18 protein-coding genes and 1 riboswitch are annotated in these 17653 nt (G+C 62.7%); of the genes, 10 read left to right on the top strand and 8 right to left on the bottom strand.

Annotation, left to right across the window (positions count from 1 at the left end; translation table 11 throughout):
- Positions 1-17 precede the first annotated feature (17 nt).
- The gene (rpmB, locus tag ACWTU8_RS23905) at positions 18-314 is read right to left on the bottom strand and encodes a 50S ribosomal protein L28 (RefSeq protein ID WP_006328411.1); all 297 of its coding nucleotides are present in this window, start codon (positions 312-314) and stop codon (positions 18-20) included.
- A 257-nt stretch (positions 315-571) separates the two neighbouring features.
- Between rpmB and ACWTU8_RS23900 the strand changes: the two genes are divergently transcribed.
- From ACWTU8_RS23900 to ACWTU8_RS23890, 3 genes are read left to right on the top strand one after another with little or no spacing between them, the layout of a single operon-like run.
- Positions 572-1360: a DUF3108 domain-containing protein gene (locus tag ACWTU8_RS23900; RefSeq protein ID WP_455850107.1), complete on the top strand. Its 789-nt coding sequence runs from the start codon at positions 572-574 to the stop codon at positions 1358-1360.
- Positions 1361-1403: 43 nt separating this feature from the next.
- Positions 1404-2291 (top strand): aromatic amino acid exporter YddG, encoded by an 888-nt coding sequence (gene yddG, locus ACWTU8_RS23895; RefSeq protein ID WP_455850383.1) that lies wholly within the window; start codon positions 1404-1406, stop codon positions 2289-2291.
- Positions 2291-2959, top strand: a complete 669-nt coding sequence (locus ACWTU8_RS23890) for a lysoplasmalogenase (protein WP_455850106.1) — start codon at positions 2291-2293, stop codon at positions 2957-2959. The genes yddG and ACWTU8_RS23890 overlap by 1 nt, the downstream gene beginning before the upstream one ends.
- Before the next feature lie 48 nt (positions 2960-3007).
- Here ACWTU8_RS23890 and ACWTU8_RS23885 read toward each other — a convergent pair whose 3' ends face one another.
- Together ACWTU8_RS23885 and gloB are read right to left on the bottom strand one after the other, a co-directional pair.
- Positions 3008-3436: a cupin domain-containing protein gene (locus ACWTU8_RS23885; protein ID WP_455850105.1), complete on the bottom strand. Its 429-nt coding sequence runs from the start codon at positions 3434-3436 to the stop codon at positions 3008-3010.
- Between the two features lie 39 nt (positions 3437-3475).
- A complete protein-coding gene (gloB, locus tag ACWTU8_RS23880) occupies positions 3476-4243 on the bottom strand; it encodes a hydroxyacylglutathione hydrolase (RefSeq protein ID WP_455850104.1) in 768 nt (255 codons plus the stop codon).
- 301 nt (positions 4244-4544) lie between these two features.
- On the opposite strand from gloB, the gene ACWTU8_RS23875 reads away from it, so the two are divergent.
- The 3 genes from ACWTU8_RS23875 (at position 4545) to ACWTU8_RS23865 (ending at position 8268) form a co-directional block, all read left to right on the top strand.
- Positions 4545-5321, top strand: a complete 777-nt coding sequence (locus tag ACWTU8_RS23875; protein ID WP_455850382.1) for a class I SAM-dependent methyltransferase — start codon at positions 4545-4547, stop codon at positions 5319-5321.
- Positions 5322-5440: 119 nt separating this feature from the next.
- Positions 5441-7267 (top strand): ABC transporter ATP-binding protein/permease, encoded by a 1827-nt coding sequence (locus tag ACWTU8_RS23870; RefSeq protein ID WP_455850103.1) that lies wholly within the window; start codon positions 5441-5443, stop codon positions 7265-7267.
- A 200-nt stretch (positions 7268-7467) separates the two neighbouring features.
- On the top strand, positions 7468-8268 hold the full coding sequence (locus tag ACWTU8_RS23865) for a DUF1194 domain-containing protein (RefSeq protein ID WP_455850381.1): 801 nt from the start codon (positions 7468-7470) through the stop codon (positions 8266-8268).
- A 46-nt stretch (positions 8269-8314) separates the two neighbouring features.
- Here the strand turns inward: ACWTU8_RS23865 and metW are convergent, their stop codons facing one another.
- Positions 8315-8929 (bottom strand): methionine biosynthesis protein MetW, encoded by a 615-nt coding sequence (gene metW, locus ACWTU8_RS23860; RefSeq protein WP_065008548.1) that lies wholly within the window; start codon positions 8927-8929, stop codon positions 8315-8317.
- Between the two features lie 172 nt (positions 8930-9101).
- Complete coding sequence (gene metX, locus ACWTU8_RS23855; RefSeq protein WP_455850102.1) at positions 9102-10271, bottom strand: homoserine O-acetyltransferase MetX; 1170 nt, start codon at positions 10269-10271, stop codon at positions 9102-9104.
- Positions 10272-10387: 116 nt separating this feature from the next.
- Positions 10388-10465: riboswitch (SAM riboswitch) on the bottom strand.
- Positions 10466-10603: 138 nt separating this feature from the next.
- Between metX and hisC the strand changes: the two genes are divergently transcribed.
- Positions 10604-11713 (top strand): histidinol-phosphate transaminase, encoded by a 1110-nt coding sequence (gene hisC, locus ACWTU8_RS23850; RefSeq protein WP_455850101.1) that lies wholly within the window; start codon positions 10604-10606, stop codon positions 11711-11713.
- A gap of 4 nt (positions 11714-11717) precedes the next feature.
- On the top strand, positions 11718-12653 hold the full coding sequence (locus tag ACWTU8_RS23845) for a prephenate/arogenate dehydrogenase family protein (protein ID WP_455850100.1): 936 nt from the start codon (positions 11718-11720) through the stop codon (positions 12651-12653).
- Positions 12654-12750: 97 nt separating this feature from the next.
- Here ACWTU8_RS23845 and ACWTU8_RS23840 read toward each other — a convergent pair whose 3' ends face one another.
- Together ACWTU8_RS23840 and ACWTU8_RS23835 are read right to left on the bottom strand one after the other, a co-directional pair.
- Entirely contained in the window at positions 12751-13674 is a 924-nt protein-coding gene (locus ACWTU8_RS23840) for a sugar kinase (protein ID WP_455850099.1), read from the bottom strand.
- 54 nt (positions 13675-13728) lie between these two features.
- Entirely contained in the window at positions 13729-14727 is a 999-nt protein-coding gene (locus ACWTU8_RS23835) for a DUF2125 domain-containing protein (RefSeq protein WP_455850098.1), read from the bottom strand.
- Between the two features lie 119 nt (positions 14728-14846).
- Here ACWTU8_RS23835 and ACWTU8_RS23830 point away from each other — a divergent pair, with 119 nt between their 5' ends.
- Positions 14847-15425 (top strand): gamma-glutamylcyclotransferase, encoded by a 579-nt coding sequence (locus ACWTU8_RS23830; protein ID WP_455840020.1) that lies wholly within the window; start codon positions 14847-14849, stop codon positions 15423-15425.
- 87 nt (positions 15426-15512) lie between these two features.
- Here the strand turns inward: ACWTU8_RS23830 and ACWTU8_RS23825 are convergent, their stop codons facing one another.
- Entirely contained in the window at positions 15513-16493 is a 981-nt protein-coding gene (locus ACWTU8_RS23825) for a quinone oxidoreductase family protein (RefSeq protein ID WP_455850097.1), read from the bottom strand.
- Between the two features lie 168 nt (positions 16494-16661).
- Between ACWTU8_RS23825 and ACWTU8_RS23820 the strand changes: the two genes are divergently transcribed.
- Positions 16662-17630, top strand: coding sequence for a GlxA family transcriptional regulator (locus tag ACWTU8_RS23820; protein ID WP_455850096.1), 969 nt, complete (start codon positions 16662-16664; stop codon positions 17628-17630).
- Positions 17631-17653: the final 23 nt, after the last annotated feature.

The raw sequence follows: 17653 nt of genomic DNA, 5'->3' as shown, positions 1-17653 counted from the left end.
GCGGTTGCCTGAAAAAATTAAGCGGCCGGCTGTTCGGCAAGTTTCTTGGCGATCTGCTTCTTCAGCAGGCGCGCGCGCTGCGACAGCTCCTTGGCGTCGGCCTTGGCCAGGAACGCATCAAGGCCGCCGCGATGCTCGACCGAACGCAGCGCGTTGGCCGAAATGCGCAGGCGCACATTTTGGTTCAGCGCTTCCGAGATCAGCGTCACGTTGACGAGATTGGGCAGGAAGCGACGCTTGGTCTTGTTGTTGGCGTGGCTCACATTGTTGCCGGACATGACTGCCTTGGCAGTGAGTTCGCAGGTGCGGGACATGGTTCTAAACCTTCAGTTCTCGGTCTGGCCAAACATTCGACCCGCGCCGGTTGGCGCGCGGTTTCGGTCAGGCGGCCTTATGGAAAAAGTTGGCGTTCCATAGTTGCATTTCGCCGATGCGTCAAGCTCCGGCTTGCGCACGGGTGTGACGACGCCTTTCACATAAAGGCCGGAATTCAGCCTATAAGCGGTCGCACAAGGAGATGCCAGGCCGGAGTTGTCCGCTTCCGCTGAAAAATCGAGGATCGATCCCCGCCATGCGTCGTTCGTCTCTTGCTCTCCTTGCCTCGCTTGCCGTTGCGCTGCCGACGGCAGCGTCTGCCGCCACGCCACAATCCTTCAAGGGCGAGTATACGGTATCGATCCTCGGCCTCTCGGTGGCGAAAGCAACCTTTTCCAGCAGTTACGAAGGCGATACCTATTCGATCGACGGCAGCGTCTCCAGCGCCGGCCTCGCCACAATCTTCGACGACACACGCGGCACGATCTCGTCAAAAGGCAAGATTTCGGGCAAGCAATTGCAGCCACAAGCGTTCCGCGCCGACTACAAGTCGGGCGAGAAGGCGTCGATGATCGATATCCAGTTCGCCAATGGCACTGTTATCGCGACGAAGGTCGTGCCTGCGCCGAAGAAGCGCAATCCCAAAAATTGGATACCGCTGGGCGCCAGCCATCTCGCGTCGGTGCTCGATCCGATGGCCGCCACCGTCATCCATGCCGATAGCCTCGACAAGGTCTGCGGGCGCACGGTGAAACTGTATGACGGCGAGATGCGCGCCAATCTGACGCTGACCTACTATTCGAAAGGTTCGATCTCGGTGCGCGGCTACAAGGGCGAGACCGTTACCTGCAGGCTCGGCTTTGAGCCGGTGGCGGGGTACCGCAAGAACCGCAAAGCTTTGAAGTACCTGAAGGATCGCAGCCGCATCATGGTGACATTTGCGCCGGTCGGCCAAACTGGCGTATATGCGCCGATCCACGCCACGGTCAGCACGAAAATCGGCACTCTTACCGTCAGCGCGGAGCGGTTCGAAGCAACAGAATAGGCGCGATTGCGCGCCGCCAGAAACAGGCATGAGGCCGACGGACATGGGGCGCGCAACACTGATCGGCTTCTCGGCGATCGCCATGTGGGCGCTGCTGGCGCTGCTTACGGACGCTTCCGGTGCGGTGCCGCCATTCCTGCTTTCGGCGATCACCTTCACGATCGGCACCGGCGTCGGGCTCGTCGCGCGGCTGCTCATGCCGGCCGCCGCCAACCGGCAGAAGATACCGCCGCAAGTGTGGGTGATCGGCATTGCCGGCCTGTTCGGCTATCACTTCTTCTACTTCACTGCGCTGCGCAACGCGCCGGCGGTGGAGGCGAGCCTCATCGCCTATCTGTGGCCGCTGCTGATCGTGCTCGGATCGGCGCTGATGCCGAGCGAGCGGCTGGCCTGGAACCATGTCGTCGGCGCGCTGCTCGGGCTTGCCGGCACTTTCCTGATCGTCACCAAGGGCGGCGGGCTTGCCTTCGACGCGCGCTATGCATTTGGCTATGCGATGGCTGGCGTCTGCGCCGTGCTGTGGTCGGCCTATTCGCTGCTGTCGCGGCGCTTCCCGTCGGTGCCGACCAGCATCGTCACCTGGTTCTGTGCGGCCACGGCAGCACTTTCCCTTGTCTGCCATCTGATGCTGGAAGAGACGGTGCTGCCTGTCGGCGCCGGCCAGTGGCTGGCCGTGCTCGGCCTCGGCCTGATGCCGGTGGGCGCGGCCTTCTACGCCTGGGACATAGGCGTCAAGCGCGGCAACATCCAGGTGCTGGGCGCGGCGAGCTATGCCGCGCCGCTGCTGTCGACGCTGGTGCTGATATCAGCCGGTTTCGCCGAGCCGTCCCTGCGCATTCTCGCCGCCTGCGTGCTGATCACCGGCGGGGCAGCGCTGGCGGCGAAATCGCTGTTCTTGTGCAAGCAGGCAACGAGCGGGGCCGAGGCGTGATGCCGTTTCCCGGCGGTATCGAAGCCAACGCCAATGCGACGCTGCTGTTTTCGCTGGTGGCGGCGGTGATCTACGCCTTCATCATCGACATGCCGCCGACGCTTGCGCGTTCTGCGGTCAAGACGCTGGCCGTGGCAATGCTTGCCGTGCTGGCCTCGCTGCAGGGCGGTCCGTGGCTGCTCGTAGCGGCACTGGGGCTCAGCGCCGTCGGCGACGCGTTCCTGTCGCGCGACGATGAAAAGGCTTTTCTCGGCGGGCTGGCCAGTTTTCTCGTCGCGCATGGGCTTTACATCGCGCTGTTCCTGCGTTCCGGCGGTGGGATCGGGCTGCTCTCGGCCGAGCCGTGGCGCGCGTCGATTGCCCTGGCAATGGCCGTGTTCGCGCTCGCCATGCTTTTTGCGCTCTGGCGCCGTGTCGGCCCCGCCTTGCGCCTTCCGGTCAGCGTCTATATCGCGGCAATCCTCGCCATGGCGATTTCTTCCCTGACGCTGAGCAATATCTGGGTCGTCGGCGGCGCCGTGCTGTTCATGGCGTCCGACGGGCTGCTCGCCTCGGAAAAGTTCCTGCTGACCGCCGTTTCGCCACACCGCGCCTTGGTGCGCTACGCGGTCTGGATGCTGTATTACGCCGCCCAGCTGGGGATCACGATGGGTTTCCTGTTGGGTTAGGTATGTCGATATCAGGGTGATGCCGGCCTGACCTGAATCTCAACATACCTACGTCGTTCCCGGCTGCCAGCCCGGTTCGGCCAGCTCGAAGGCGGCGAAATCGAAGCCCGGAGCCACGGTGCAGCCGACCAGCGACCACTCGCCCAGACTGCGTGCCGACTGCCACCAACCTGCCGGCACGACGATCTGCGGCCGCTCGCCCGCCGCCAGTGCCGTGCCGAGCACCTGCTCGATCACCGGCCCGTTTTCCCCATGTATCGACAGCGCCAGCGGCGCGCCGGCATAGAAATGCCAGACCTCGGCCGCGTCCTTGACGCGGTGCCATGCCGACAGTTGATCCTGCTCCAAGAGGAAATAAATCGCCGTCGAATGGCCGCGCGCACCTTCCGTGCCATCGCGGAAGGTTTCGGCATACCAGCCGCCTTCCGGATGCGGTTTCAGGCCGAGCGTTGCGATGATTTCGGCGGAACTGGTCACTGGCCCCAGAACGTCACGGTTTCCAGACCATCATGGCGCTCAGAAATTGTCCTTGCGCTTGCGAATTTCGGCGAACACTTCGGCGTCGGAGGCGTTCTCCATGCCGAGATGTTTGCGGATTGCCGGATCGTGCCAGCGCAGGAACGGATTGGTCGACAGTTCCTCGCCGATCGTGGTCGGCAGCGTCGGCTTGCCGTCGGCGCGCAGCGCTTCGATTTTCGCAGCACGCTCCTTTAACGCCGAATTGGTCGGGTCGACGGTCAGCGCGAAGCGGGCGTTGGAAAGCGTGTATTCATGGCCGCAATAAACGACCGTCTCAGCCGGAAGTGCCGCGAGCTTTTTCAGCGAATCGTACATCACCGGCGGCTTGCATTCGAACAGCCGGCCGCAGCCGAGCGCGAACAGCGTATCGGCGGTGAACGCCACTTTCGATCCCGGCAGATGATAGGAGACATGGCCTGCCGTGTGGCCGGGCGTGGCGATCACGTCGATCCTCTCCTCGCCGAGGTGGATGACCGAACCTTGCTCGACGGTTTCGGCGATGCCGGGGATCTTGGCCTTTTCCGCTTCCGGTCCGACGATGCGCAGCTTGAAGCGCTCCTTCAGCGCCAGATTGGCCTCGACATGGTCGACATGGTGATGGGTGGTCAGGATCATCGTCGGCGTCCAGCCGGTACGCTCGATCGCAGCCAGGATCGGCGCCTCCTCGGGCGCGTCGATGATCGCGGTCTGGCCGCTCTTGGGGTCATGCACCAGCACGCCGAAATTGTCGCTGCGGCACATGAACTGTTCGATTTCAACCGGCATGGGGTCTCTCCACTAGAGCGGTTCGTCGTTTCACGGAAACGCCGAACCGCTTTAATCTCTTGTTTTTGCGCAATTCCGGACGGAAAACCGTTTCACACTTTTCCTGGAATTGCTCTAGAGCGCCATACGTCCAGTTGGACGCACAAAGAACGCTCTAGCACTTTTATCTGCTGCATCGTGCTTTCCGAAATCGAAATCGATTTCGAGCCGATGCAGTAGTCGCCGCAGACATAGGGCGCTTGCCCGCGGATGTCATCCGCCTTTGTTGAACTTGGACAGCATCGAAGATAGCGTGCCGCGCATGCATTCCGATATCGTCGACCTTCGCTCCTTCTATTCGACCACGCTAGGGCGATTGGCCGAACGCTCGATCACCATGGCGTTGTCCTCGATATGGGCTGTTGTGCCCAATGAGCGGCTGGTCGGCCTCGGTTACACCTTGCCGTGGCTGGAGCGGTTCGGCACCGACGCGGAGCGCGTCTTTGCCTTCATGCCGGCGACGCAAGGCGCGGTGGTCTGGCCGGCCACGGGGCCGACCGCCACCGCGCTGGTCTTCGATGAGGAATTGCCGCTGGTCGATGCCTCAATCGACCGCATGCTGCTCGTCCATTCACTCGAACATGCCGAGAACCCGCGCGAGACGCTGAACGAAATCTGGCGGGTGCTGTCGCCCGCCGGCCGCGTCGTCATCGTCGTGCCCAACCGGCGCGGTGTCTGGGCCCGTTTCGAGCATACGCCGTTCGGCAGCGGCCGGCCCTTTTCGCGCGGCCAGCTCACCGAATTGCTGCGCGAAGCAAACTTCACGCCCGCCGCCTGGTCCGACGCCCTGTTCTTCCCGCCATCGCGGCGAGGTTTCATGATGCAGTTCCACAATGTGCTGGAGCGCGCCGGCCGCAGGTTCTGGCCGATCTTTTCCGGCGTCATCGTGGTCGAGGCGCAGAAGCGGCTCTATCAGGGCGTGCCGGTCGTCCAGCGCGCATCTCGCCGCGTCTTCGTGCCGGTTTTCTCGCCGCATGGCGCCACAAGGCTCGGCCGGATATCGCCGACCGGGAAGGCGACATTGCCGACTCGTCGATGACATTTTCGTGATCGGGATCGGGCTTTTTCTCACCTATCTGTCGAAGGCGGGTTTGCTACCCGAATGTGTCGACATGTTCACCGGTTTCAGCACCGCTTGCGAATTCAAGGACTTCACCAATGGCTGATCATCCGGATGTAGAGGCCAGCGCCAAGCCGGTTGCCGCGTCGATCGAGGCCAGCAGCTTGCGCGACCAATTGGCGACGATCAAGCTGGCGCTGGGGACTTCGCCGATCCGCAAACACCTGCTCTGGGCCTGCGTCGGCATTGTCGCCGTCATTGTGGCAACCTCGATCGGGCAGGTTCTGCTCAATCGCTGGAACGAGCCCTTCTACGACGCGCTGGCTCGGCGCGACATGCAGGGCTTCCTGCACCAGCTTCTGGTCTTTGCCGCCATCGCCGGCGGACTTGTGGTGCTCAATGTCGGCCAGACCTGGCTCGACCAGAGGATCCGGCTGAAGCTGCGTGAGGCGTTGACCCTCGATCTGATCGGTGAATGGATGCGGCCGGCGCGCGCCTTCCGGCTCGCCAACGCCGGCGCCATCGGCGTCAACCCTGACCAGCGCCTGCAGCAAGATGCCGGACATCTCTCCGATCTTTCGACAGGTCTCGGCATAGGGCTGTTGCAGTCGTTGATTCTGCTTGTTTCGTTCGTCGGCGTCTTATGGTCGCTGTCTTCTGGCTTCGTCTTCCATATCGGCGGCTATTCGCTGGCCATTCCGGGCTACATGGTGTGGGCCGCGATCCTCTATGCCGGTACCGCCTCCTGGCTGAGCTGGCTGGTCGGACGGCCGCTCATCCGCTTCAACAGCGACCGCTATACGCGTGAAGCGGAGCTGCGCTCCTCGGTGGTCCGCGTCAACGAGAATGTCGATGCCATCGCGCTTGCGCACGGCGAAGCCGACGCGAGACGACGGCTCGAGCTCGACCTCGGCACGGTGCTGGGCGCGATGCGGCGCATCTACAGCGCCCAGATCAATCTTTCCTGGGTGACCGATACCTATGGCTGGATCACTGTCGTCGCGCCGATCCTCGTCGCCTCGCCGGTCTATTTCGCCGGCGATATCAGCTTCGGCGGACTCATGATGGCTGTCGGCGCCTTCAACCAGGTGCATGCCTCGTTGCGCTGGTTCATCAACAATATCGGCGGCATCGCCGATTGGCGCGCCACGCTGATGCGCGTCGCCGATTTCCGCATCGCGCTCGTTGAAACGGACGTGCTGCACGACACCGAAGAACGCATCACGATCGGCGAAAACCCGAATGGCAGGCTGACATTCGAGAACCTCGAAGTTGCGTCGCGGGATGGCTGTACGAAGCTCGCCAAGCCCCATGTCGAAATCCGCGCGGGCGAGCGCGTCATGATCACCGGAGATCCGCGCGCCGGCAAGACGCTGTTCTTTCGCGCCATTGCCGGTCTGTGGCCGTGGGGAAGCGGGCGGATCGGCATGCCGGCCGGAGAGGTGCCCGCCTTCGTTCCCCGCAAGCCCTATTTCCCGCTCGGCACGCTGCGCGAGGTGCTCAACCACGCCGATGCCGCGGTCAGCGACGCCGAGATCTCGGCGGTGCTTGCCGAGGTCGGTCTTGGGCGTCTGTCGTCCTCGCTCGACCGCTCGGCGCGCTGGGAGCGCGAATTGAGCGATGACGAGCAGCGCCTGCTTGCCTTTGCCCGGCTGGTTTTGCGGCAGCCGAAATGGGTGATCATCGACGAGGCTTTGGACACGTTCGACGGCGCGACGCTGAGTCGGGTGCTGTCGATGCTGGAGGCGCGTCTTGCCGACGCCGCGATCCTCAACATCGGCCGGAGCCAGCAGAACATTGAATTCTTTCCGCGCTCGTTGGCGATCGTGAAAGACGTCGAGCGACCGGCTCTCAAGCCAGTCCGTGTCAGGGCCGGCGCGATCGAACCACCCCCGGCCGTCGCCGCAGCCTACCAAGAGACGTAGCCGGCGATACGCTGCCAAGCTTTATTTCGCCGTGATCGCGGCGAAAGATTGCCGGCATCGTGCGGAAGTTCGCGGCGTTGGACCCATGCTTGACGCGCTTAAAACGCGTCCCGTTGAAGAGATTCATGCGACACGCTTTAAGCCTTTGTTTCTATGCATGTCGTTACCCCAAAACCGCTTCGCACTTTTGGGCGACATGCATTAGCCTGCTTGCCTGCCTTGCCTGCGCTCAGGCAGCACCACTGGCCGCGCCGGCCGATACCATTGCAGTGGACGTCGAACTGGTGCTGGCGGTCGACATTTCACACTCGATGGACGAAAGCGAATTCGCCCTGCAGCGTGCCGGCTATGTCGAGGCGCTGCGCCACCCCGACTTCATCAATGCGGTGCGTTCGGGTGTGACCGGCCGCATCGCGCTGGCCTATTTCGAATGGGCAGGCACCGTCCGCGACGATGCGGTCATTGCCTGGCAGGTCATCGATAACGCTGAAAGCGCCGACGCATTCGCCGACAAGATCGAGGCGCGCCCATTCAGGAGCTTTCGCGGCACCTCCATTTCCGGTGCGCTCGGCTTCGGCGCCAAGCTTTTGGATGGAGGCGCTTTCGAGGCGACGCGCAGCGTCATCGACATTTCAGGCGATGGTCCCAACAATACCGGGATGCCCGTCACCACGACACGCGACGCCGCGGTGGCAAAGGGTATCGTCATCAACGGCCTGCCGATCCTGATCAGCCCGTCGCCCAGCTTCAGCCATCTCGACCAATACTATGCCGAGTGCGTTACGGGCGGGCCTGGGGCTTTCGTGCTGCCGGTCTATGCCGCTTCCGAATTCGTGACCGCCATACGCCGCAAACTGATCCTAGAGGTCAGCGGTGTTGCCGGTCCCTGGGCCGATCGCGGACCGATCCGGGTAGATGCGGCAACACCGGTCGACTGTTTGCAAGGCGAGCGCGACCGGCAGTTTTTCTCCGATCCGTATTTTCCGGAACTTAATCGCTAGCTGGTCGGACAGGTCGATCGCATATTGGCCGAAGAAGCGACGGCCGTTATCGCCTCAGCAAGAATACCGCCTGCTGGCCAAAGAAATTCCAGAACCACCATGGCATCGAGAGGCCGATTTTCTGGCCATTGGCGTCAAGCGCGGTTGCCCTTTCCACCGTTGCGCCGAGCTCCTCGCAGAGATTGACGAAGTCGCGGATGGTGCAGAAATGGATGTTGGGTGTGTCGTACCAGGAATAGGGCAGGTCCTTGGTCACCGGCATCCGCCCTTCGAGGAACAGCGAAAGGCGCACCCGCCAGTGGCCGAAATTGGGGAAGGAGACGATGGCGTGTTTGCCGATCCTGAGCAATTCGTCGAGCACCAGCTTCGGGTTGCGGGTCGCCTGCAAGGTTTGGGACAGGACGACGAAATCGAAACCCTTGTCGGGATAGAATTTGAGGTCCTTGTCGGCGTCGCCCTGGATGACGGACAGGCCGCGCGCCACGCATTCGTTGACGCCGCGCTGCGACAGTTCCATCCCGCGGCCGTCGACCTGCTTCGTCGCCTGCAGCAATTCGAGCAGCAGGCCATCGCCGGAACCGACGTCCAGCACCCGCGACTGCGGCGGGATGAGATCGGCGACGACTTCGAGGTCGACGCGCTGGGCGTGGTTGACACTCATGATCTCGCCTTTTGCCTGGCGCATGATCCTGATCCGAAAAGTCTGCAACTTTTCGGGGTCATGCGCTGATGCCTGGCGCATGATGCCGGTCCGAAAAGTCTGCAACTTTTCGGGGTCATGCGCTGATGCCTGGCGCATGATGCCGGTCCGGAAAGCCTGCAATCTTCAGGGGTCATGCGCTGAGCCCCCTGGCGCGGGCCGCCGAGGCGATGAAGCCGTTGATGGCCGCGAACAGCTCCGGCTCGTCGAGCAGGAAGGCGTCGTGGCCGCGATCGGTCTCGATCTCGACGAAGGACACCGAGGCGCCGGCCGCGTTCAGCGCGTGAACGACCGAGCGGCTCTCCTCGGTCGGGAACAGCCAGTCGCTGGTGAAGGAGACCAGGCAGAAACGGGTCCTGGTGCCGGCAAAGGCGTCGGCCAGCCGGCTGCCATGGTCGGCGGCGAGGTCGAAATAGTCCATTGCCCGGGTCATGTAGAGATAGGAGTTGGCGTCGAAACGGTCGACGAAGGTCATGCCCTGATGGCGCAGATAGCTCTCAATCTGGAAGTCGGCGTCGAAACCGAAGGTGAGCGCTTCACGGTCCTGCAAATTGCGGCCAAACTTCCGGTGCAGGGCCGCTTCAGACAGGTAGGTGATGTGAGCGGCCATGCGCGCCACGGCCAGTCCCTTTTCCGGGCGCTTGCCCTGCTCGAAATATTTGCCGCCATGCCAGTCCGGATCGGCCATCACCGCTTGCCGGCCGACCTCATGGAAGGCGATGTTCTGCGAGGAATGGCGCGCGCCGGTGGCGATCGGCAGCGCTGAGAAAACGCGCTCCGGATAGCTCGACGCCCATTGCAGTACCTGCATGCCGCCCATCGAGCCGCCGAGCACTGAGAACAGTTTTTCGATGCCGAAATGGTCGACCAGCATCAACTGCGCCCGCACCATGTCGCGGATGGTGATGATCGGCAGGTCGAGCCCGTAGGGCTTGCCGGTGGCTGGATTGGTCGAGGCGGGGCCGGTCGAGCCGAGACAGCCGCCGATGACGTTTGAGCAGATTACGAAGAAGCGGCTGGTGTCGATGATCTTGCCGGGGCCGATCAGCACTTCCCACCAGCCCGGCTTGCCGGTCACCGGATTGGTGCTGGCGACATGCTGGTCGCCGGTCAGCGCATGGCAGACGAGGATGGCGTTGGAGCGGGCGTCGTTGAGCGTGCCGTAGGTCTTGTATGCGATCTGGAACGGTGACAGCAGCGTGCCGGCGTCGAGCTTGAGCGGCTTGTCGGCACCGAAACGCAACACCGGGCTTGACGGTTGGTCGGCCTCGTTGTTGGTTCTTTTAGTGCGCAGCGCGACCATCGCATCCTCTTATATTACCCATCGCGCTTTCCGAAAATCGATTCCGATTTTCGGGCGATGCGGTTGTCCGGCCGGCAACGGACAACAAAAACCGGCATTGCCTTCGCAAAGCCGGTTACAGAATGCAAACGGCCCTTTAGCGAGTTGTTTAACGTGGCTGCAAGCCGACCGGCCAAATCACCACGGGATTTCGCCTTTCTTCTAGGACCGCCGCGCCTCGGCGTCAACGGCCAGTCGCTCACCCATAATTGACGCTCTCGACATTCCGGGCCACGGCTTGTATTTCCGCTGCGGCTTCCCGGGCGGAAACGTTCTCGACGGATTTTTGCAATATGAACCAGCCATCGGATCAGGCACGTCCAACGCCCCGCGCGGGGATCATGGACATAGAAGCCTATGTGCCGGGCAAGAGCACGGCGCCGGCCGGCGTTGCCAAGATCCATAAATTGTCGTCGAACGAGAACCCGCTCGGCCCCTCTCCGAAGGCTATAGAGGCCGCGCGCGACGTCGCAGCCAAACTCGACATATATCCCGACGGCACCGCCAGGCGCCTGCGGGAGGCGATCGCCGAGGTGCATGGCCTCAACCCGGCGAACATCGTCTGTTCCAATGGTTCCGACGAGATTCTGGGCCTGCTTGCGCAGACCTATCTCGCGCCCGGCGATGAAGCCGTTATCACCGAACACGGCTTCATGGTCTACAAGATCTACATCCAGTCGGCTGGCGCTGTCCCGGTGTCTGTCAAGGAAAGCAATGAGCGCGCCGACGTCGATGCGATCCTCGCCGCCGTAACGCCGCGGACCAGAATCATCTTCCTCGCCAATCCGAACAACCCGACCGGCACCTATTTGCCGTTCCTGGAGGTGCGCCGCTTGCATGCCGGCCTGCCTCGAAATGTGCTTCTGGTGCTGGATGGCGCCTATGCCGAATATGTCCGCCGCAAGGACTATGAAGCCGGCGTCGAACTGGTGGCTGGCGCGGAAAACGTGGTCATGACCCGCACCTTCTCCAAGCTCGGCCTCGGCGGCGCGCGGATCGGCTGGATGTACGCGCCGATGCATATCATCGACGCGATTAACCGCGTGCGAGGTCCCTTCAACGTCAACGCGACGGCGATCGAGGCCGGCATTGCCGCGATCCGCGACCGCGCCCATGTCGAGCGCAGCGTGGCGCATAACGAGACCTGGCTGCGATGGGTGAGCGAGGAGTTGACCAAGCTCGGACTGCGGGTGACGCCGAGCGTCGGCAATTTCGTGCTCATCCACTTTCCCGAGGACCAAAAGCATTCGGCGGCGGCTGCGGACGACTACCTCTCAGCGCGCGGCTACATATTGCGGCGCGTTTCCGGCTACGGCTTCCCGAATGCACTGCGCATGAGCATCGGCACCGAAGAGGCCAATCGCGGTGTTGTCGCCGCGCTCACGACATTTCTGAAAAGCTGAGACAATGACATCACCGATGTTCGAAAAGATCGCGCTGGTCGGCATCGGCCTGATCGGCTCGTCGCTGGCCCGTATCATCCGCCGCGAAGGTCTTGCCCGCCACGTCGCTATCTCGACACGCAGCGAAACGACGCTGGCACGGGCAAGCGAACTCGGTCTCGGCTCCTCCTACACGGTGGACGCGAAAGAGGCGGTCCGCGATGCAGACCTGGTCATCGTTTCGGTGCCGGTCGGCGCTTCGGGCGAGGTCGCCGAGGAAATCGCACCGGCGCTGAAGCAGGGCGCCATCCTCACCGATGTCGGCTCGACCAAGGCGTCGGTCATCGCGCAGATGCAGCCGCATGTGCCTGATGGTGTGCATTTCATTCCCGGCCATCCGTTGGCGGGCACCGAAAAATCGGGTCCGGATGCAGGCTTTGCCGAACTGTTCGAGAATCGCTGGTGCATTTTCACGCCGTTGCCCGGCACCGATCCCGAGGCGCTGGAAAGACTCTCGGAATTCTGGCGCCGCTGCGGCTCCAACATCGATACGATGGATCCCCAGCATCACGACATGACACTGGCCATCGTCTCGCATCTGCCGCACATCATTGCCTACAACATTGTCGGCACCGCAGACGACCTGGAGTCGGTGACCAAGTCCGAGGTCATCAAATATTCGGCCTCCGGCTTTCGCGACTTCACGCGCCTTGCCGCTTCCGACCCGACCATGTGGCGGGATGTCTGCCTGCACAACAAGGATGCCATCCTCGAAATGCTGGCGCGGTTCTCGGAAGATCTGGCCTCGCTGCAGCGGGCGATCCGCTGGGGCGACGGCGAAAAGCTGTTCGACCTGTTCACCCGCACCCGCGCCGTCCGCCGTTCGATCATCGAGGCCGGCCAGGACATCGATGTGCCGGACTTTGGCCGGCAGGCGGTCGAGCACCCATCCAAGGGATAGAGCATCGGACCCAAAAGTGGGTACTTGTTTTGGGAAATCCGATGCTCAAACAAAAGGCAGAGCGGCGGTACGATTCGATTTGAAGCCCGCCGCTGTCTCAGGCCGGCCAATGAGCCGCCATCATCGCCAGTGTCTCGGCCCTGTCCGGCGCGCCCAGCCTGCCGCCGAAGCGCAGGCATTTGAGCGCGGCGGCGGCGCTGGCAAACCGCAATGTCTGTTCGATCGGCATCGCCTCCGCCAGCCCGACGGCAAAGGCGCCGTGAAACACGTCGCCAGCGGCAAGCGTGTCCACTGCCTTGATCCTTGGCGCCGCGACATGGCGCACGGACGCGACCGAGCGGTCGAACCACCAGCTTCCCGCCGAGCCGCCCGTCACCGCTACGAATGCATCAGTGCGTCCGGCCAACGCTTCACAGGCCTCTTGCGGGCCTTGCTCCTCGCCGCAGAGGATGAATGCCGCTGGCTCCGACGCGACGATGTGCGAGGCGAGTGGAAACAGGCGTTCCAGCACGTCCCGTGGCGCGGTGTCGGCGTCCAGTATGGCTGGACGGCCGATTGAGCGCGCCGCCGCCATGGCCAGAGCTGCTGCGCCCGGCCAGCGCACATCGACCATGACGGCGTCGAATGCGGTGAGGTCTTCAGAGGGGAGCGCCTCGGGGTCGGCCTGGGCGAGCTTGTCATAAAAAGGAACGATGATGCGCTCGCCATGCGTATCGACCAAAATGGCCGACAGTGCCGAACGCGCGCCGGTGACGCGCCGGACAAAGCTGCAATCGACGCCTTCGGCCTCGATCCCGGCGACCAGCTGATCGCCGACGGAGTCGTCTCCCGCGCTCGCCCACAGCGATACGTCCGCGCCGAGGCGGCGTGCGGCGCAGGCCGCGCTCGAAGCCATGCCCGAGGCGATCTGGACGCCGTCGGCCGCGATGAACTTGCCCTGACGTGTCGGAAGCGTGTCGACGCGTAGGATCGTGTCGAGCGTCAGCGCGCCAACACTCAGGAGCTTCACCGGGCGGTTCATCTATCTTCCTGTTTGACCATGTTCTTTTCCGAACTGGAGGTTCGCAATCTTGGTCTAATCGACCGGCTTGATCCTGCCCAGCGGGATAAAACCGAGCGAGGCCTTGCCCTTGACGACCTTGAGCGGCATCGACGGTTCGTTGCCTAGCAGCGCCAGCCCGGCAAAGCCTGTTTTGATCTGGCTCTTCTGCTCGGGAATGGCCTTGCCGAGGATTGCCGCCACCGCCTTCGGATCGCTAAGCTTGATCATCAAATCGGCGTCGATCAGCCCATCGGCATCGACCGAAACCGGTCCGGAAATGGTGATACGCGCAGTTCCCGACGACAGATCGAGCTTGCCGATATCGACCGCCTGGCCGCGCAGGCTCTTTGTTTGTGTCTTGATCAGCGCCACGCCGTTCTTCAGCGTCACGTCGCCGCTGCCGTCGAGCGGCGGCAGCACGCGACCATCAATGGCATCGGGGTCGATTTCGAGATCGGTAAAACTCCCGGCATAGTCGATGTCCTGGCCGTTCGGACGCAATTGTCCGGCCGCTGTCCCGGCGCTGAACAGCTCGACCGGGTCTGTGCCATCCGCCGGATCGGTCTGGGCAGACAGGCTCTCCACCTCCAGTGAAACGCGCCGGGGCAGAGGCCAGGACAGTTTCACGTTCGCTCGCAGAGTATCCCAGTCGATCCATAGCGGCGCCATCCCCGGCACGGAGGTCCTGAGCGGCCCCCGCAGGTCGGCGCCAGGCGACGGGATCTGGGTGATGTGCGTAGCCGCGTTGAGGCTGCCGAGCGAGGCGGCGACGTTCCTTGTGTCGTCCTGGTAGGCCAGACTGTCGCAGGAAACGGCAAAGCTCAAGGGATAGCCGCTGACCGTGAGATTGGTGCAGTCCGCCTCGATGCCATTGCCGTTGAGCTCGGCCACCGCTTTGCCGGCTTCGCTCTTGACCTTGTCTGCCAGGTAGAACCAGCCGGCGCTGTAGAGGCCGAACAGTACGACGATGAAAGCGCCGAGCCAGAGCAGCCGGCGGAGAAAATTCGGCGGGCGTTCGTCATTTGACGTCATGCTGCGGCTCTTCGTTGGCGCGTGTTGCAGAGGGGACTGTCGTTTCCGGCAACATCAGATAGACGGAGGAGGATCGAAAAACACCGATTCCAGTGCGGTGCTGCAACAGGCTTGGCGATATGGGCGATTTTTGGGTTTTTGGCTACGGTTCGCTGATCTGGCGGCCGGGATTTGCGCATATCGAGACGCGGCGCGCCCGCCTCCACGGCTACCGCCGCTCGCTGTGCGTCTACTCCTTCGTGCATCGCGGCACGCGCGAACGGCCCGGCCTGGTGCTCGGCCTCGACCGTGGCGGCTCCTGCATCGGGCTGGCCTTCCGCGTCCCCGGCGATCTGCGCAACGAGGTCATCACCTATCTGCGCGAGCGCGAGCTGGTCACCAATGTCTATCTCGAGCGCATGCTTAGCATTCGCCTCGACAATGGCGATAAGGGTGGCGGCGATAAGGGTGGCGGCGATAAGGGTGGCGGCGAGACGGACGGGGGCGAGACGGTCTCGGCTGTCGCCTATGTCGTCGACCGTACCCACGAGCAATATGCCGGTGCGCTCGATGCGGCCGATGCGGCGACCGTCGTTCGCGGCGCCGTCGGCCAGTCGGGAAAGAACGAGGACTACGTGCTCAGCACGCTGGAGCACCTCGAAGCGCTGGGGATCCGCGACCACTGGCTGGAAGAAGTGGCGAAACGGATCGGGTCGTGATCTTCTTTCGTTGTTTGACCATGATCTTTCCGAAAACCGGTTCCACTTTTTGCTTCGCTGACCTTCGGTTCGGGATCATGATCCGGGCTAGATCCTGAGAATCTGCTTTCCGAGATCGGCGCGATCCAGGCTGTTTGCCACGGCGAGCTCGAACTGCGCCAGCGGATGGATGCCGCCGACAGAGATATGGAAATCGGGTTGGCCGAAGATGTCAACAATCTCGCGCAACACCGGCCGGTCGGCTTCGACAGGCGGCGAAAAGAAGTAGCGGTAGATATTTGCCCTGATCTCGACGCCGCTCAGCAGCACGTCGAAATTGTGCAGTTCGAAACGCTCGGTGCTCATGCCGCCATTGATGACCATCTGCCCGCCCATCGCGAGGGTGCGTATCAATTCGCCACTGGCGGGTCCGCCGACATTATCGATGATCCCGTTCAACCCGGCGCCGCCGGTCATGTCCATGACCGCTTCCCTGATGCCGACCTTCAAATCCGACAGATCGAGGGTGGCGGTGGCACCAAGCCGCTTCAGGTCCAGCCTGTCGTGAGAGCGTCGCACGAGCGCGATCACGTTGATGCCGCGCCGTTTGGCGAACTGCATCACCATCGTCGAAACCGATGAATAGCCGGCCGTGACGGCCAGCCACTGTCCAGGCTGCACACGGGAATCCGCCAGCAGGTCCCAGGCGGTAATGGGGTTCACCATCTGTCCGGCGCGTTCGAGCGGATAGTCCGCAGGTAGCGGGATCAGCCATTCGGCCGGAACGGCCGCATATTCGGCCCAGCTATTGTAGTAGCTGAACGCGACAAGCGTGCCCGGTTTCAAAGCGACGTTCGCGCCCACGGCATCGATAATGCCGGCGCCATGATTTCCGGCGATCTGGTGGGGAAAATGCGGCTTCTTCGGTTCGGGATAGAGGTTCTGGATGAACAGGAAGTCGCCAGGGTTGACCGAGGCGGAAACCATCCTGACCAGCACCTCGCCGTCGCCAATTCGCGGCATGGGTACGTCGTGCAGATAGAGCACGTCCCGCGGCGAGCCGATTGCGTCAAACACGATTGCTTTCATCTCGGCCTCCAATAACGGGCGATCTGGTCATGCAATCTGGACGCGGCCAGATCGCAGGCACCGATGTGCATCGGTGTCGCGCAACCTAAGCCCGCTGGCAAAAATCGGAATTGGCAGATTTGACAGTCTATGTGCTAAACTTGCCATAACTGTTCAAAAGGAGGCATCTTGGACAATCGTTCCGTCCACGCCGTGATCTGGCTGCCGTCGACCTTTTATTCGGCCGTCGCCGCGACACTTGTCGAAATGTTCGAGCTGGTGAACACAATTCGCGGCGCGCCGGCGATTTCCTTCGAATTCGTGGCGCGGCAGGCCGACGCCACGACGACGCCCGGGATTTCCTTCCATACCAGACGCGAACCCTCGCAGCGCATGGACCTGCTGATCCTGCTGGCCATGCCCGGCATGCAAATCCCGGAGCTTGTTGCCGCGCTGGAGGAAGAGAGCCGCCACGCCGCGCCGCTTATCGCAAGCGCGCAACGCGACGGCGCCATCATCGCCGCGCATTGCGGGGCCGGTTACTTCCTGGCAGACGCCGGTCTTCTCGACAGAAAGCGCGCGACGATCTCCTGGTGGCTGAAGACCGATGCCCAGCGCCGCTTTCCGAAGGTGCGTTGGGACGCTTCACGTGTGCTGATCGGGGACGGACGAATCTACACTTGCGGCGGCGGTTTTTCAGGCTTGGAGCTCGGCAAGGCGCTTCTGCGGGATCTTGGCTTCGCCAGGGAGGAACGCCTGGTTCGCAAATTGCTGGTGCTGCCACCGTCGCGGCAGATCCAGACACCCTACGAGTTCCCGCTCACCGATCTGCTGCCCACGCAAGAGCCGTTCCGCGACCGGCTCGAAACCTTGTCCAGAAAACAGCTTGGAGCGCTCGACGTTGCCTTCCTTGGAGCGCAACTCGGCCTGTCGCCGCGAACGCTGGCGCGCCGGTTTTCCGATGAATTGCACACCACTCCTGGCCGATGGATTCAAGACCGGCGCCTTGAGGCCGCGAAAACACTTCTTGAAAGCACCAAACTCGGCATTTCGGAAATATGTTACCAGGTCGGATACCGGGATACGGCCTCATTCAGCCGGCTTTTCAACCGCGTGGTCGGACTGCCGCCTGGTGAATACCGGCGCCAAAGCCAGTAGACATTTGGAGCGCGGCGAGTCGC

It is taken from the genome of Mesorhizobium sp. BHbdii, assembly GCF_053848045.1.
The sequence above is the reverse complement of the archived record's forward strand: the minus strand, read 5'-3'. Positions and strand labels throughout refer to the sequence as shown.

Coding starts and splice junctions, on each gene's coding strand:
- rpmB (WP_006328411.1), bottom strand. CDS start 314: ATGTCCCGCACCTGCGAACTCACTGCCAAGGCAGTCATGTCCGGCAAC.
- ACWTU8_RS23900 (WP_455850107.1), top strand. CDS start 572: ATGCGTCGTTCGTCTCTTGCTCTCCTTGCCTCGCTTGCCGTTGCGCTG.
- yddG (WP_455850383.1), top strand. CDS start 1,404: ATGGGGCGCGCAACACTGATCGGCTTCTCGGCGATCGCCATGTGGGCG.
- ACWTU8_RS23890 (WP_455850106.1), top strand. CDS start 2,291: ATGCCGTTTCCCGGCGGTATCGAAGCCAACGCCAATGCGACGCTGCTG.
- gloB (WP_455850104.1), bottom strand. CDS start 4,243: ATGCCGGTTGAAATCGAACAGTTCATGTGCCGCAGCGACAATTTCGGC.
- ACWTU8_RS23875 (WP_455850382.1), top strand. CDS start 4,545: ATGCATTCCGATATCGTCGACCTTCGCTCCTTCTATTCGACCACGCTA.
- ACWTU8_RS23870 (WP_455850103.1), top strand. CDS start 5,441: ATGGCTGATCATCCGGATGTAGAGGCCAGCGCCAAGCCGGTTGCCGCG.
- metW (WP_065008548.1), bottom strand. CDS start 8,929: ATGAGTGTCAACCACGCCCAGCGCGTCGACCTCGAAGTCGTCGCCGAT.
- metX (WP_455850102.1), bottom strand. CDS start 10,271: ATGGTCGCGCTGCGCACTAAAAGAACCAACAACGAGGCCGACCAACCG.
- hisC (WP_455850101.1), top strand. CDS start 10,604: ATGAACCAGCCATCGGATCAGGCACGTCCAACGCCCCGCGCGGGGATC.
- ACWTU8_RS23845 (WP_455850100.1), top strand. CDS start 11,718: ATGACATCACCGATGTTCGAAAAGATCGCGCTGGTCGGCATCGGCCTG.
- ACWTU8_RS23840 (WP_455850099.1), bottom strand. CDS start 13,674: ATGAACCGCCCGGTGAAGCTCCTGAGTGTTGGCGCGCTGACGCTCGAC.
- ACWTU8_RS23835 (WP_455850098.1), bottom strand. CDS start 14,727: ATGACGTCAAATGACGAACGCCCGCCGAATTTTCTCCGCCGGCTGCTC.
- ACWTU8_RS23830 (WP_455840020.1), top strand. CDS start 14,847: ATGGGCGATTTTTGGGTTTTTGGCTACGGTTCGCTGATCTGGCGGCCG.
- ACWTU8_RS23825 (WP_455850097.1), bottom strand. CDS start 16,493: ATGAAAGCAATCGTGTTTGACGCAATCGGCTCGCCGCGGGACGTGCTC.